This window comes from Streptomyces sp. NPDC021012 (assembly GCF_044333355.1).
Lineage (GTDB): Bacteria > Actinomycetota > Actinomycetes > Streptomycetales > Streptomycetaceae > Streptomyces.
Genome location: NZ_JBIRQU010000001.1, coordinates 1094035 through 1109131, shown reverse-complemented (window position 1 = coordinate 1109131; position 15097 = coordinate 1094035). Strand labels below are relative to the sequence as shown.

The window sequence follows — 15097 nt, the reverse complement described above, 5'->3', positions numbered from 1 at the left end:
CATGGCACCGTCCGAACCCACCCCCCTCGGCCCCCGCTTCCTCAAGGCGCTGATCGTCTCCGTCCTCGGAGTCGCCGCCTCGCACCTGATCCTGTCCGACACGCTCTACCTGTCGTTCGCCGGTCAGGCGGCCTCGTCGCTCGGGGCGGGGCCCGGGTACTCCGCCGACCAGGCGTTCACCACGGCGCTCATCAACACCTTCCTCGTCATGCCGCTGGTCCTGTGGATCGGGATGCGGATCACGGGGGAGCGCCGGGTGGGACCGATGGTGCTGGTGGGGGTGGTCGCGTGGATCACGGCCGTCGGGAACGGCATCGACCTGATCGACGACGCCCCCGACACCCTCCTCCCGCTGCGCTCCCTCGCCCTCGTCGTCGGCGTCACCGCCCTGGCCTCCCTGGTGCGGAGGAGGAAGAAGGAGGGCTAAGCCGCCTGGAGCGCGTCCACGACCACCATGCGGCGGACCCGGCGGGCCGGCAGGACCGAGGCCGCGACGCCCGTGAGGACGGTGGCCGCGAGGATGCCGAGGACCGTCAGGGCCGTGCCGCCCGAGGAGGCCAGCGCCTCCAGCGGCGAGACGTGGCCCGCGAGGACGGCGCGGGAGGCCAGCGTGCCGTACAGCAGGCCGAGGAGCGTTCCGGCGACCGCCCCGGTGAGCGCGAGCAGCACCGACTCCAGGGTGAGCATCCGGCGCAGCTGCTCGCCCGCGAGGCCGATCGCGCGCAGCATCCCGAACTCGCGGGTGCGCTCCTCCACCGTCAGCATCAGCGTGGCGGCGACGCCGAGCGCGGCGATGGCGATCGAGAAGCCGAGGAGGACGGTCACGACCAGCATCATCCGGCCGAGCAGGGAGCGGATGAGGTCGGCGTCGGACCCGGTGTCCGCGATCCGGATCTCCGGGTGCGCGGCCAGCGCCCGGTCCACCGCCGCGCGGGCCTCGTCGTGGCCGGTGCCGCCCGCCGGGTTGATCAGTACGGTGGAGACGGCGGCGGCCCCCGGCGCGAGCCGGTCGAGGGTGGCCCCCGTGACGTACACCGTGGCCTCCGGGTGCAGGGAGACGGGGAACATCGGCGCGCCGCTCACGCCCGTGAGCCGGACGCCCCCGACGGTCGGCCCCGGCCGCTGGGTGAGGGTGATCGCCTCGCCGTCCCCCAGGCCCCGGGCCGTGCCGACGCCCTCGGCGTCCGGGTTGAGCCCGGCCGGGTCGGCGGCGGCGACGACCGTCTTCCGGCCGTCGACGGTGAGGGCGGCGGTGCGGACGGGGGTGACGGTCAGCCCGCGTTCGGCGCGCAGGGCGGCGATCGCGTCGGCGGGCACCCGGGCGGCGTCCGTGTCGAGCGCGAAGACCGCCGGCATCCGGTTGGCGAGCATGGCGTCCAGGCCGCCCTCGGTCGCGCCGATCGCGGTCACGGCGGAGACGGCGACGGTCACGCCGACGAGCATCGCGGAGGAAGCGGCGGCGGTACGGCGGGAGTTGGCCCGCAGCTGCTGCACGGAGAGCCTGCCGACCGTCCCGAGCGGGCGGCGCAGCGCGAGCCCGAGCAGTCCGACGAGCGGCGGCAACAGGTACTGGGCGTACCGGAGTACGGCGAAGAACGTGAGGATCGCGCCGGCCGTCACCGCGAGCAGCGAGACCGCCGAGCCGCCGAACGCCCCGAGGACGAGCAGGCCCGCGCCGGCGACGAGCATCAGCACCGACGCCGCCTCGCGGACGGCCCGGCTGCCCGGCTCCGGCAGCTTCGCCGAGCCGCTCGCGGCGAGCGCGGCGACCGGCGGCACCGCCGCCGCGGCCCGCGCCGGCCTGCGGACGGCCCACAGGGTGAGCAGGACGCCGAAGGCCCCGGCGAGGCCGAAGGTCCAGGGCCCCGGCACGAGGGAGACCTCGATCGGCCCGAGGTCGGCGAACCCGTTGACGGCCGCCGTGCCGAGCGCGCAGGCCGCCGCGCCCGCCGCGAGCCCGGCGGCCGAGGCCAGCACGCCGAGCATCAGGCCCTGGCGGCGGATGATCCGGCGGAGCTGGTCGCGGTCGGTGCCGACGCAGCGCAACAGGGCGAGCTGGCGGGCGCGTTGGGCGAGGACGACGGAGAAGGTGTTGGTGACGACCATGCGGGCCACGGCCATCGCGATGAGGACGAAGGACAGGGCGGCGGTCAGGACGACCGCGTACATCGTCTTGCCGCTCTGGAGGGCGTTGTCCACGGCGCCGGCGTGCGTGTACGCGGACACCTGCCCGCCCAGGGCCTTCTTGGCCGCCTTCGCCACCGTGAGCGCGTCCGCGCCGGGGGCGAGACCGAGGTCGAGGTGGGTGGCCCGTGCCCCCGTCGCGTACGCCCCGACCCGCGCGTACGGAACCCCGATCGCGGGCTGCGAGCCGAGCGCCTGCGAGGCCGAGGTGTCGAGGAGCCCGGTGAGCCGGACCTCCGTCGTGCCGCCGTCCGCCCTCGTCACCCGTACGGTCCCGCCGGGCGCCGCGCCGACGCGCTCCGCGCTCTCCCGGTCGAGCGCGACCTCGCCGGCCCCCTCGGGCCAGCGCCCCGCGGCGAGCCGCTGCCAGCGCAGGGCCGGATCGGCGGCGATCGAGGTGACGAGCGCCCGGTCGTCGAGCGGCCGCCCCGACGGCGCGATCACATTCGCGTGCCCCACCAGCCGCTCCGCCACCACCGTCACCCCCGGCACCCGCGCGGCCCGCCCCGCCGCCCCGACGGGCAGAGTCCCCCCGGTGCCGCCCGGGACGACCTGGACGGCGGCCCCACCGACATCGGCGGCCGCGGACTGCTCGTACGACTGCACGAGCGCCCCCGCCCCGCCGACGGAGAGCACGAGGAAGGCCACCCCGACGGCGACGGCCGAACCGGTCAGCACGAGCCCGCGCAACTGGGCCCGGAAGTCCTTGATCGTGAAGGAGAACAGTGACGACGACATGCCCTCCACGCTAGGAGCGGGGACCGGCCCGACACGGCCCCACCAGGACGGATTCGGCGTCATACCGAAGGCAGTACGGGACGGGTCCGCGCGTACCTCTACGGGATGACGCCTCGCCCCTGCGCGGGCGGCGCGCTTCCCCCGGGGCTCCGCCCCCGCCCCTCCCGCACCCGCCTGGGGCTTCGCCCCGCCCCGTGTGGGCCCCCTCGTGTGGGGCCCGCACCCGCTGCCCGTTGAGGGTGGGTACCGCCCCGGCGGGCGCGGCCCACAACGGCGGCGCGGCCCGCGCCGCGCCGCCCACCGCAAGCCCAGAAACTAAAGCAAGCACGCTTGATTGTTTCTGGTCCCGCTGGCATGCTCCTCCGCGAAGGCCCGTGACCGCCCGTCCCCCGAGGGGAGCGCACCGTGTCCGACCCCGTCGACGTCCTCGACGACCTGCGCGAGGAGAGCGAGGAACTCGACAGCCTCGTCGCGGAGTTGAGCGAGGGGCAGTGGAGGGCGGACACCCCCGCCCCCGGCTGGACCGTCGCCCACCAGATCGCCCACCTCGCCTGGACCGACCGCGCCGCCCTCCTCGCCGCCACCGACGCGGAGGCCTTCGCCGTCGAGGCGGAGAAGGCCCTCGCGGCGCCCGACCGCTTCGTGGACGAGGGCGCGGAGGAGGGCGCGAAGCTGCCGCCCGCCGAGCTCCTCGCCCACTGGCGAGACGGCCGCGAGAAGCTCAAGGAGGCCCTGCGCGCGGTCCCGCAAGGGGCCAGGTTCCCCTGGTACGGGCCGCCGATGAGCGCCCCCGCCATGGCCACCGCCCGGCTGATGGAGACCTGGGCGCACGGCCAGGACGTGGCCGACGCGCTGAAGGTCGTCCGCACGCCCACCGCCCGCCTCCGGCACGTCGCCTGGATCGGCCACCGGGCCCGCGACTACGCGTACCTGGTGAGGGGCGTCCCGGCGCCCACCGACCCCTTCCGGCTCGAACTCGTCGCCCCCGACGGCACGTCGTGGACGTACGGCCCCGAGGGCGCCGCCCAGCGCGTCACCGGCCCGGCCCTCGACTTCTGCCTCCTCGTCACCCAGCGCGTCCACCGCGACGACACCGCCCTGACCGCCGAGGGCGAGGACGCCGAGCGGTGGCTCGGCATCGCCCAGGCCTTCGCGGGCCCGGCGGGCGGCGGCCGCGCCGCCAAGGAGGCCTCGTGAAGAACATCCTCCGCATCGGCAACACCCCCGGCCGCGCCCCCGAGGAGGCGGAGAAGTGATCCGCATCGGCAATGCCTCAGGCTTCTACGGCGACCGCTTCGACGCCGTCCGCGAGATGCTCACCGGCGGCGAACTCGACGTCCTCACCGGCGACTACCTCGCCGAACTGACCATGCTGATCCTCGGCCGCGACCAGCTCAAGGACCCCACGGCCGGGTACGCGAAGACCTTCCTGCGCCAGATGGAGGAGGGCCTCGGCCTCGCCCACGAGCGCGGCGTCCGGATCGTCGCCAACGCGGGCGGCCTCAACCCCGCCGGTCTCGCCGACGCCCTCCGCACCCTCGCCGCGAAGCTCGGGCTGCCGACCCGGATCGCCCACGTCGAGGGCGACCGGCTGCCGCCGCGCCAGGGCGCGCTGACCGCCAACGCCTACCTCGGCGGCGCCGGCATCGCCGCCTGCCTCGCCGCCGGCGCCGACGTCGTCGTCACCGGCCGGGTCACCGACGCCGCCCTCGTCACCGGGCCCGCGCAGTGGCACTTCGGCTGGGGCCCGGAGGCGTACGACGAACTGGCGGGCGCGGTCGTCGCCGGGCACGTCCTGGAGTGCGGCACCCAGGCCACCGGCGGCAACTACGCCTTCTTCGCCGCACACGACCCGCTGGCCTTCCGCCGCCCCGGCTTCCCGGTCGCCGAACTCCACGCCGACGGCTCCTCCGTCATCACCAAGCACCCGGGGACGGGCGGCCTCGTCGACGTCGGCACGGTCACCGCCCAGCTCCTCTACGAGACGGCCGGCGCCCGCTACCCCGGCCCCGACGTGACCGCCCGCCTCGACTCCGTACGGCTCACCCAGGAGGGCCCCGACCGGGTCCGCGTCGAGGGCGTACGGGGAGAGGCCCCGCCCCCCGCCCTCAAGGTCGGACTCAGCAGGCTCGGCGGCTTCCGCAACGAGGTCGTCTTCGTCCTCACCGGCCTCGACATCGAGGCCAAGGCGGCCCTCCTCCAGGACCAGGTCACCGACGCCTTCGCCAAGTCGGCGCCTTCCGAGGTCCGTTGGGAGCTCGCCCGCACCGACCGCCCCGACGCGGAGACCGAGGAGACCGCGAGCGCCCTGCTCCGCCTCGTCGTCCGCGACCAGGACCCCGAGAAGGTCGGCCGCGCCGTGACGGGGGCCGCCGTCGAACTGGCCCTCGCGAGCTACCCCGGCTTCCACGTCACCGCCCCGCCCGGCAAGGGCGCCCCCTACGGGGTCTTCGAGGCGGAGTACGTACCGGCCGGCGAGGTCCCGCACACGGCCGTCCTCCCCGACGGGACCCGCCGGGAGCTCCCCGTACCCCCGAGGACCCGCGAACCGGAACCCGTACCCGACCCGGACCTTCCGCCGCCGCTCCCCGAGGGGCCCACCCGGAGGGCGCCCCTCGGCCGGATCGCCGGGGCCCGCAGCGGCGACAAGGGCGGCGACGCGAACGTCGGGGTGTGGGTGCGGACGGAGGAGGAGTGGCGCTGGCTGGCCCACACCCTCACGGTGGAGAAGTTCAGGGAACTCCTCCCGGAAACCGCCCCGTTGAAGGTGGCCCGGCACCTCCTCCCCCACCTCCGCGCCCTCAACTTCACGATCACCGGGATCCTCGGCGAAGGCGTCGCCTCCCAGGCCCGCTTCGACCCCCAGGCCAAGGCCCTCGGCGAATGGCTCCGCTCCCGCCACCTCGACATTCCGGAGGCCCTCCTGCCCGAGGCCCCGGCCGCCGCCCTCCTGCCCGACGTACCGGAGGCCCTCCCGCCCGAGGCCCCCGCCGCCGCCCTCCCGTCCGACGTCCCGGAGGTACTCCAGTGACCGTCCTCGCCTCCGCCCTCGACACCGGCGGACCCGACTACGCCGCCCACCGCGCCGCCATGCTGGACAAGCTCGCCGCCCTCGACGCCGAGCACGCCAAGGCCCTCGCCGGCGGCGGCGAGAAGTACACCGCCCGCCACAAGAAGCGCGGCAAGCTCCTCGCCCGCGAGCGCATCGAGCTGCTCGTCGACCCCGACAGCCCCTTCCTGGAGCTGTCGCCGCTCGCCGCCTGGGGCAGCGACTACACCGTAGGGGCCTCCCTGGTGACCGGCATCGGGGTCGTCGAGGGCGTGGAGTGCCTGATCACCGCCAACGACCCGACCGTGCGCGGCGGCGCCTCCAACCCGTGGACGCTGAAGAAGGCGCTGCGGGCCAACGAGATCGCGTACGCCAACCGGCTGCCCGTCATCTCGCTCGTCGAGTCCGGCGGCGCCGACCTGCCCTCCCAGAAGGAGATCTTCATCCCGGGCGGGGCGCTCTTCCGCGACCTCACCCGCCTCTCCGCCGCCGGGATCCCGACCGTCGCGGTCGTCTTCGGGAACTCGACGGCGGGCGGCGCGTACGTCCCCGGCATGTCCGACCACGCCGTGATGATCAGGGAGCGGTCGAAGGTCTTCCTCGGCGGCCCGCCGCTGGTGAAGATGGCGACGGGGGAGGAGAGCGACGACGAGTCCCTCGGCGGCGCCGAGATGCACGCGCGCACGAGCGGTCTCGCCGACCACTACGCCGTCGACGAGGCCGACGCGATCCGCCAGGCCCGCCGGATCGTCGCCCGCCTCAACCACCGCAAGCACCACGCGGACCCGGCACCGGCCGAACCACCCGAGTACGACCCGGAGGAACTCCTCGGGATCGTCCCCGGCGACCTCAAGACCCCCTTCGACCCGCGCGAGGTGATCGCCCGGATCGTCGACGGCTCGGACTTCGACGAGTTCAAGCCGCTCTACGGGACCTCCCTGACCACGGGCTGGGCGCGGCTCCACGGCTACCCGGTCGGCATCCTCGCCAACGCGCAGGGCGTCCTCTTCTCCGCCGAGTCGCAGAAGGCCGCGCAGTTCATCCAGCTCGCCAACCAGCGCGACATCCCGCTCGTCTTCCTCCACAACACCACCGGCTACATGGTCGGCAAGGAGTACGAGCAGGGCGGCATCATCAAGCACGGCGCGATGATGATCAACGCGGTGTCGAACTCGAAGGTCCCCCACCTCTCCGTCCTCATGGGGGCCTCGTACGGCGCCGGGCACTACGGGATGTGCGGCCGCGCGTACGACCCGCGCTTCCTCTTCGCCTGGCCGAGCGCGAAGTCCGCCGTCATGGGCCCGCAGCAGCTCGCCGGAGTCCTCTCCATCGTGGCGCGCGCCTCGGCGGCGGCGAAGGGGCAGCCGTACGACGACGAGGCCGACGCCGGTCTGCGCGCCCTGGTGGAGGCCCAGATCGAGTCCGAGTCCCTGCCGATGTTCCTCTCCGGCCGGCTCTACGACGACGGCGTCATCGACCCCCGCGACACCCGCACGGTCCTCGGGCTGTGCCTCTCCGCGATCCACACGGCACCGGTCGAGGGCGCGCGCGGCGGCTTCGGCGTCTTCCGAATGTGAGGCACTGATGATCAAGACCGTACTGGTCGCGAACCGGGGCGAGATCGCCTGCCGGGTCTTCCGCACCTGCCGTGACCTGGGCATCTCCACCGTCGCCGTGTACTCCGACGCGGACGCCGGCGCGCTGCACGTCCGGGAGGCCGACGCGGCGGTACGCCTGCCGGGGGCCGCGCCCTCGGAGACGTACCTGCGCGGCGACCTCGTCGTGGAGGCGGCGCTCGCGGCGGGCGCCGACGCCGTCCACCCCGGCTACGGCTTCCTCTCCGAGAACGCCGACTTCGCGCGCGCCGTGACCGACGCGGGCCTGCTCTGGATCGGCCCGCCGCCGGCGGCCATCGAGGCGATGGCGTCGAAGACCCGCGCGAAGGAGATCCTGGGGATCGAGCCCCTGGGGGAGGTGACGGAGGCCGACCTGCCCGTCCTGGTGAAGGCGGCGGCGGGCGGCGGCGGCCGGGGGATGCGGATCGTAAGAGAACTCGCTTCCCTGGAAGGCGAGTTGAGGGCGGCGTCGGCCGAAGCCGCGAGCGCGTTCGGCGACGGGGAGGTGTTCGTCGAGCCGTACGTGGAGAACGGCCGCCACGTCGAGGTGCAGCTCCTCTGCGACACCCACGGCACGGTCTGGGCGCTCGGCACCCGCGACTGCTCCCTCCAGCGCCGCCACCAGAAGGTCATCGAGGAGGCCCCGGCGCCCGGCCTGCCCGCCGCGCTTCTGGACGAGCTGTACGAGCGGTCGGCGGCCGCCGCGAAGTCCGTCGGCTACGTCGGCGCGGGCACGGTCGAGTTCCTCGTCGCGGACGGCCGGGCCCACTTCCTGGAGATGAACACCCGCCTCCAGGTCGAGCACCCGGTGACGGAGGAGGTCTACGGCGTCGACCTCGTCGCCCTCCAGCTCGCCGTCGCCGAGGGCCACGCCCTGCCCCCCGAGCCCCCGGCCCCGCGCGGCCACGCGATCGAGGCCCGGCTCTACGCCGAGGACCCGGCCCGGGGCTGGGCCCCGCAGACCGGGGTCCTGCACCGCTTCGAGGTCCCGGCAGGGGTCCGCGTCGACACCGGATACGCCTCCGGGGACCCGATCGGCGTCCACTACGACCCGATGCTCGCGAAGGTGATCGTCCACGCCCCGACCCGCGAGGCGGCCCTCCGCAAGCTCGCGCACGCCCTGGAGCGGACGGTGCTCCACGGCCCGGTCACCAACAGGGACCTCCTGCTCGCCTCGCTCGGCCACCCCGACTACGCCCTGGGAACAGCCCTCGACACGGGCTTCTACGACCGGAACCTGCCCGAACTGACGGCCCCGGCGAAGGGCGGGGAGTACGCGGCGGTCGCGGCGGCCCTCGCCGCGGCGTCCTCCGGCAAGGGCCGGTTCGGCGGCGGTTGGCGCAACCTCCGCTCCCAGGACGAGACGAGGACGTACGGCGACCACGAGGTCCGCTACCGGCCGACGAGGGACGGCGGCTACGAGGTCACGTCCCCGGAGGGCGTACGGGTGGTGGAGGCGACCCCGGAGGCCGTACGCCTCGAAGTGGCGGGAGTGGTAAGGAACTTCACCGTGGCCGCATACGGCGACACGGTCCACTCCGGGGGGCACCGCCTCACCGCCCGCCCCCGCTTCACCGACCCGGCGGACCTCCGGGAGCCCGGCTCCCTGCTCGCCCCGATGCCCGGCACCGTCGTCCGGGTCGCGGACGGCCTCGCCGTCGGCGACCGGGTCACCGCCGGGCAGCCGCTCCTCTGGCTGGAGGCCATGAAGATGGAGCACCGCGTCATCGCCCCCGCCTCCGGCACGCTCACCGCGCTCCACGCCGCCCCCGGCCGCCAGGTCGAGGTAGGCGCCCTGCTCGCCGTCGTACAGGAAAACGCCTCGACCGAAGCACAGGAGGAACACCCCGCATGAGCACCATGATCGAGACCGAAGAGCACACGGCCCTCCGCGCCGCCGTCTCCGCCCTCGGCCACCGCCACGGCCCCGGCTTCGACCGGGCCGAACTCTGGGCGGAGGCGGGCAAGCTCGGCTACCTGGGCGTGAACCTCCCCGAGGAGTACGGCGGCGGGGGCGGCGGCATGGCCGAGCTGTCGATCGTCCTGGAGGAGGCGGGCGCGGCCGGCGCGCCGCTCCTGATGATGGTCGTCTCGCCCGCGATCTGCGGCACGGTCATCGCCCGCTTCGGCACCGAGGAGCAGAAGCGGGCCTGGCTGCCGGGCCTCGCCGACGGCTCCAAGACGATGGCGTTCGGCATCACCGAGCCCGACGCGGGCTCGAACTCCCACCGCATCACGACGACGGCGACCCGCACGGAGGAAGGCTGGGTCCTGAACGGCCGCAAGGTCTTCGTCTCGGGCGTCGACATCGCCGACGCGACCCTGATCGTGGGCCGCACGTCCGACGCCCGCACGGGTTCGCTCAAGCCCTGCCTCTTCATCGTCCCGCGCGAGGCGGAGGGCTTCGGCCGCCGCCCCATCGAAATGGAACTCGCTGCAAACGAAAAGCAGTTCGAACTCACCCTCGATGACGTCCACCTCCCCTCCGAAGCCCTGGTCGGCGACGAGGACGCGGGCCTCCTCCAGCTCTTCGCGGGCCTCAACCCCGAGCGCATCATGACCGCCGCCTTCGCCATCGGCATGGGCCGGTACGCCCTCGCGCAGGCGGTCACGTACGCGAAGGAGCGCCAGGTCTGGAAGGCCCCCATCGGCGCCCACCAGGCCATCGCCCACCCCCTCGCCCAGGCCCACATCGAACTCGAACTGGCCCGCCTGATGATGGCGAAGGCCGCCGCCCTCTACGACGCCGGTGACGACATGGGCGCGGGCGAGGCCGCCAACATGGCGAAGTACGCGGCCGCCGAGGCCTGCGTCAAGGCCGTCGACACCGCCGTCCACACCCTCGGCGGCAACGGCCTCACCAAGGAGTTCGGCCTCGCCCGCCTCATCACGGCCGCCCGCGTGGCCCGCATCGCCCCCGTCAGCCGCGAGATGATCCTCAACTTCGTCTCCCACCAGACCCTGGGCCTGCCCAAGTCGTACTGACCCGAACCGGGTAGCACCCAGGTATGACGGGCCGCTTGGCCCCGGGGTGTGACGACGCCGACGGGGAGGGGGCACGAAGGTACGGGCATCCGCAGAACGACGCGAGGAGCCCGCAAATGCCCCCGATCCGCCGCACCGTCTCCACCGCCGCCCGCGCCTTCCTGGCGCTGCCGGTCGGCCTCGCGGCGTCCGCCCTGACCCTGACCGGCCAGCCGACCCGGGCCGCCCGCCTCCAGGCCCGGCTCGCGGGCGGCGAGGGGTGGACGGGCGGCCGCGTCCTCGGCCGGGCGGTGCTCGGCCTCCCGCTGGACGCGGCGGCCTTCGCCCTGATCGGCTACTCCCTCTTCAACTCGGCCCGCAACTTCGCCTACCCCCTCTGGTACGGGGACACCGACTACCACCAGGCCTGGGGCGGCCCCACCATGGCCGGCGTCTGGACCGTCCACGCCCTCGGCTGGCTCCTCTGCCTGGCAGTCCTCCTCCACTGGCCGGTGCGCTGGCTGGCCCGGGGCCAGCGGGCCCTCGACTTGAAATCATGCAGGCGTGCTTGATTGTTTTCCGGGGTGCTGAGAAGGTCTGGACGGGGTCTCCCCAAGTCCCCTCCGCAGCAGCGATCCTGGCGATCACCTTCCACCTCCCCAGGGGGCAACGCATGGTGTTCCACAGCGCGTACGAGCCCGTTCCCACCGTCTCCCTCCCCATCCACGACGCCGTCCTCGGGCGCGCCGCCGAGTGGGCCGACACGCCCGCGCTGGTCGACGGGGCCGGGGGGCTCGGCCTCACGTACGGGCAGGTGGACGCGTTTCATCGGAGGGTCGCCGCGGGGCTGGCGGAGGCGGGGGTGCGGAAGGGGGACGTGGTCGCTCTGCACAGTCCCAACACCGTGCTGTTCCCGGTCGCGTTCTACGCCGCCACCCGCGCCGGGGCCGCCGTCACGACCGTGCATCCGCTCGCGACGCCCGAGGAGTTCGCGAAGCAGCTGCGGGACTCGGGCGCGCGGTGGATCGTGACCGTGTCGCCGCTGCTCGCCCCGGCCCGGGCCGCCGCCGAACTCGCGGGCGGGGTCGAGGAGATGTTCGTCTGTGACCGTGCACCGGAGGAGGAAGGCGTGCGTTCGCTGCAGGACTTCCTCGCCTCCACCGCCCCCGTGCCCGAGATCGACGTCGACCCCGACCAGGACGTCGCCGCCCTCCCGTACTCCTCCGGCACCACCGGCGTCCCCAAGGGCGTGATGCTCACCCACGCGTCGATCGCCACCAATCTGGCGCAGCTGGAGCCCGTCATACCCATGGGGCCCGGTGACCGGATCCTCGCCGTGCTCCCCTTCTTCCACATCTACGGGCTCACGGCCCTGATGAACGCACCCCTCCGCTCCGGCGCCACCGTCGTCGTCCTGCCCCGCTTCGAGCTGGACACCTTCCTCGGGGCCATCCAGGAGCACCGCATCAACGGGCTGTACGTGGCCCCGCCGATCGTCCTCGCGCTCGCCAAGCACCCGGCCGTCGCCGAGTACGACCTGTCGTCGCTGGAGTACATCGTCAGCGCCGCCGCACCGCTCGACGCCGCGCTCGCCGAGGCCTGCTCGGCGCGGCTCGGGCTGCCGCCGGTCGGGCAGGCGTACGGGATGACGGAGCTGTCCCCGGGGACGCACGTCGTGCCGCTGGACGCGCCGGAGCCGCCGCCCGGGACCGTCGGCAGGCTGCTGCCGTCCACCGAGATGCGGATCCTCTCGCTCGACGACCCCGGGAAGGACGCCGCGCCCGGCGAGGAGGGGGAGATCGCGATCCGGGGGCCGCAGGTCATGAAGGGGTACCTCGGGAGGCCCGAGGCGACCGCCGCGATGATCGACGCCGAGGGGTGGGTGCACACCGGGGACATCGGGCGGGTCGACGAGGACGGGTGGCTGTTCGTCGTCGACCGGGTGAAGGAGCTGATCAAGTACAAGGGGTTCCAGGTCGCTCCCGCCGAGCTCGAAGCGGTCCTCCTCACGCACGAGGGCGTCGCCGACGCCGCCGTCATCGGGGTGACCGACGCGGACGGCACCGAGATCCCCAAGGCGTACGTCGTCCGGCAGCCCGCCGCGCCCGGCCTCACCGCCGAGGAGGTCGTCGCGCACGTCGCCGCGCGGGTCTCCCCGTACAAGAAGGTCCGCGCGGTGGAGTTCATCGACACCGTCCCCCGGGCAGCGTCCGGGAAGATCCTCCGCAGAGAGTTGAGGGACCGCGCATGACCCTTGTGAACGTCTCCGAGGAGCGGGGCATCACCACCCTCGCCCTGGACTCCCCGGCCACCCGCAACGCGCTCTCCGCGCCGCTCGTCACCGAGCTCGCCGACGCCCTAAGCGCCGCCGGCAAGGACCCCTCCGTACGGGCCGTCGTCCTCACCCACACCGGCTCCACGTTCAGCGCGGGCGCCGACCTGAAGGCCCCGCCCAGCCCGTACGCCTTCGTCGACCTGCTCCGGCAGATCGTCGAGCTGCCGAAACCGGTCGTCGCCCGCGTCACCGCCGGCAGCCACACCCGGGCGGGAGGCCTCGGTCTGCTCGGCGCGGCCGACATCGTGCTGGCGGGGGAGGGGGCGGACTTCGCGCTCACGGAGGTGCGGATCGGGGTCGCGCCCGCCGTCATCTCCCTCACCCTCCTGCCGCGCCTCGAACCGCGCGCGGCCGCCCGGCACTATCTGACGGGCGAGCGGTTCGGGGTGCGGGAGGCCGTCGCGATGGGCCTCGTGACCGCCCCCGACGGGGAGCTCGACGCCATCCTCGACTCCCTCCGCGCCGCCTCGCCGCAGGGCCTGCGGGAGGCGAAACGGCTGGTCACCGCTAGAGTCCTGGAAACCTTCGAACGCGACGCGGAGGACCTCGTGCAGAGGTCGGCCACGCTCTTCGCCTCCGCCGAGGCGCGCGAGGGGATGACGGCCTTCCTCGAACGACGGGACCCCGCATGGCGGCTCTGACCACACCCCGACCGGACCGGAGCGAGCGCAACCCCAAGCAGGACCGCAGCCGCGCCACCCGGCAGCGGCTCCTGGAGGCCGCCGTGTCCTGCCTCGCCGAGCACGGCTGGGCGGGTTCCACGGTCGCCGTCGTCGCCGAACGGGCCGGCGTCTCCCGGGGCGCGGCCCAGCACCACTTCCCGACCCGCGAGGACCTGTTCACGGCCGCCGTCGAGTACGTCGCGGAGGAACGCTCCCAGGCCCTGCGGGCGGTCCCCACGGACGACCGCGAGCAGGCCGTCGCCGCCCTCGTGGGCCTCTACACCGGGCCCCTCTTCCGGGCCGCGCTCCACCTGTGGGTCGCCGCCTCCGGGGAGGAGCAGCTCCGTGAGCGGGTCACGGAGCTGGAGGCCCGCGTCGGGCGCGAGTCCCACCGGATCGCCGTCGAGGTCCTGGGCGCCGACGAGTCGCGGCCCGGGGTCCGGGAGACCGTCCAGGGCCTCCTGGACATGGCCCGCGGCCTGGGCCTCGCGACCCTCCTGACGGACGACCGCGCCCGCCGGGAACGGGTGGTGTCCCAGTGGGCGCGGCTGGTGAGCGAAGCGCTCTCGGAGCACTGACGGGTCGGTCAGCGCACCCCGAAGCGTTCCGCCCAGGCCGTCACGTCGGCCGTCGTGGCGTTGCCGCCGCAGACGACCAGGCCGAGACGGGCGTCGGGACCGACCTGTTCCAGGACGCGGCGGGCGGCGGGGAGGAGGCAGCCGGCGGCGGGCTCCGCCCAGACCTTGGCGTGTTCGGCCAGGTCGAGGGTGCCGCGCACGGCCTCCGCGTCGGTCACCGTGAGCACGTCCTCGACCAGGGCCTCGGCGTGCGCGTACGTGAGCGCCGAGACGCTGGGGGCGGCCAGCGTGGACACCACCGAGGAGAGCTCGACCGGCACCGGGCTGCCCGTGGCGAGGGCCGCCGTCATGGCCTGGGCGCCCTCGGTCTCGACGCCCCAGATCCGTATCCCCGGGCGGCGGGCGCGCAGGGCGGTGGCGACGCCGGCGATCAGACCTCCGCCGCCGATGCTGACGAGCACGTCGGTCAGTTCGCCCGCGTCCTCGGCGAACTCCAGGCCGACCGTGCCCTGCGCGGCGACGACCAGCGGGTCGTCGAAGGGGTGGACGGGGGTGAGGCCCCCGGCGCGCAGCTCCTCCATGAGGGCGAACGCCTCGGGCGCGGTGTCGGTGAGGAGGACCTTCGCCCCGGCGGCTCCGGCCGCGTCCACGGCGCGGGCCGGGGCGGTCCGGGGCATGACGACGGTCGCCCGGACGCCGAGGACCCCGGCCATGACCGCGAGCGCGATGCCGTGGTTGCCGCCGCTGACCGCGACGACCCCGGCGTCCCGTTCGGCGGGGGAGAGCGAGAGCAGCTTGACGGTGGCGCCCCGCGCCTTGAACGAGCCGGTGCGCTGGAGGAGTTCCAGCTTCACGGTGACGTCCGCGCCGAGCAGCGCGGTCAGCCCGGGGCTGGGCAGGGTCGGGGTCCGTACGACGTGTCCGGAGAGGCGTTCGGCAGCGGCTTCGACATCCGCGACGGTGATCAGCAC

The 15097-nt window shown here is 74.4% G+C and carries 12 protein-coding genes; 10 read left to right on the top strand and 2 right to left on the bottom strand.

Translation table 11 applies throughout. The annotated features are described in order from the left end of the window. Position 1 precedes the first annotated feature (1 nt). Positions 2 to 427 carry a hypothetical protein gene (locus ACH4TP_RS05130; protein WP_398435738.1) on the top strand — a complete coding sequence of 142 codons (426 nt, stop codon included), beginning with the start codon at positions 2 to 4 and terminating at the stop codon, positions 425 to 427. Here ACH4TP_RS05130 and ACH4TP_RS05125 read toward each other — a convergent pair. Then, positions 424 to 2922 carry an FtsX-like permease family protein gene (locus ACH4TP_RS05125; RefSeq protein ID WP_398435736.1) on the bottom strand — a complete coding sequence of 833 codons (2499 nt, stop codon included), beginning with the start codon at positions 2920 to 2922 and terminating at the stop codon, positions 424 to 426. The genes ACH4TP_RS05130 and ACH4TP_RS05125 overlap by 4 nt on opposite strands. 405 nt (positions 2923 to 3327) lie before the next feature. Here ACH4TP_RS05125 and ACH4TP_RS05120 point away from each other — a divergent pair, with 405 nt between their 5' ends. From ACH4TP_RS05120 to ACH4TP_RS05080, 9 genes are all read left to right on the top strand, one after another. Further along, positions 3328 to 4119, top strand: a complete 792-nt coding sequence (locus ACH4TP_RS05120; RefSeq protein ID WP_398435734.1) for a TIGR03084 family metal-binding protein — start codon at positions 3328 to 3330, stop codon at positions 4117 to 4119. A gap of 115 nt (positions 4120 to 4234) precedes the next feature. Continuing rightward, on the top strand, positions 4235 to 5953 hold the full coding sequence (locus ACH4TP_RS05115; protein ID WP_398435795.1) for an acyclic terpene utilization AtuA family protein: 1719 nt from the start codon (positions 4235 to 4237) through the stop codon (positions 5951 to 5953). Then, positions 5950 to 7548, top strand: coding sequence for an acyl-CoA carboxylase subunit beta (locus tag ACH4TP_RS05110; RefSeq protein WP_389221378.1), 1599 nt, complete (start codon positions 5950 to 5952; stop codon positions 7546 to 7548). Before ACH4TP_RS05115 ends, ACH4TP_RS05110 begins: the two co-directional genes overlap by 4 nt. A 7-nt stretch (positions 7549 to 7555) precedes the next feature. Further along, a complete protein-coding gene (locus ACH4TP_RS05105; RefSeq protein WP_398435732.1) occupies positions 7556 to 9442 on the top strand; it encodes an acetyl/propionyl/methylcrotonyl-CoA carboxylase subunit alpha in 1887 nt (628 codons plus the stop codon). Next, positions 9439 to 10572 (top strand): acyl-CoA dehydrogenase family protein, encoded by a 1134-nt coding sequence (locus ACH4TP_RS05100; RefSeq protein WP_398183788.1) that lies wholly within the window; start codon positions 9439 to 9441, stop codon positions 10570 to 10572. The genes ACH4TP_RS05105 and ACH4TP_RS05100 overlap by 4 nt, the downstream gene beginning before the upstream one ends. 116 nt (positions 10573 to 10688) lie before the next feature. Continuing rightward, on the top strand, positions 10689 to 11123 hold the full coding sequence (locus ACH4TP_RS05095; RefSeq protein WP_398435730.1) for a hypothetical protein: 435 nt from the start codon (positions 10689 to 10691) through the stop codon (positions 11121 to 11123). Between the two features lie 101 nt (positions 11124 to 11224). Beyond that, on the top strand, positions 11225 to 12802 hold the full coding sequence (locus tag ACH4TP_RS05090) for a 4-coumarate--CoA ligase family protein (RefSeq protein ID WP_389221370.1): 1578 nt from the start codon (positions 11225 to 11227) through the stop codon (positions 12800 to 12802). Then, complete coding sequence (locus ACH4TP_RS05085; RefSeq protein ID WP_398435728.1) at positions 12799 to 13527, top strand: enoyl-CoA hydratase family protein; 729 nt, start codon at positions 12799 to 12801, stop codon at positions 13525 to 13527. Before ACH4TP_RS05090 ends, ACH4TP_RS05085 begins: the two co-directional genes overlap by 4 nt. After that, the gene (locus tag ACH4TP_RS05080) at positions 13515 to 14126 is read left to right on the top strand and encodes a TetR/AcrR family transcriptional regulator (RefSeq protein ID WP_389221366.1); all 612 of its coding nucleotides are present in this window, start codon (positions 13515 to 13517) and stop codon (positions 14124 to 14126) included. The genes ACH4TP_RS05085 and ACH4TP_RS05080 overlap by 13 nt, the downstream gene beginning before the upstream one ends. An 8-nt stretch (positions 14127 to 14134) precedes the next feature. On the opposite strand, the gene ACH4TP_RS05075 is transcribed toward ACH4TP_RS05080, so the two are convergent. After that, complete coding sequence (locus ACH4TP_RS05075) at positions 14135 to 15094, bottom strand: threonine/serine dehydratase (protein WP_398184327.1); 960 nt, start codon at positions 15092 to 15094, stop codon at positions 14135 to 14137. Positions 15095 to 15097: the final 3 nt, after the last annotated feature.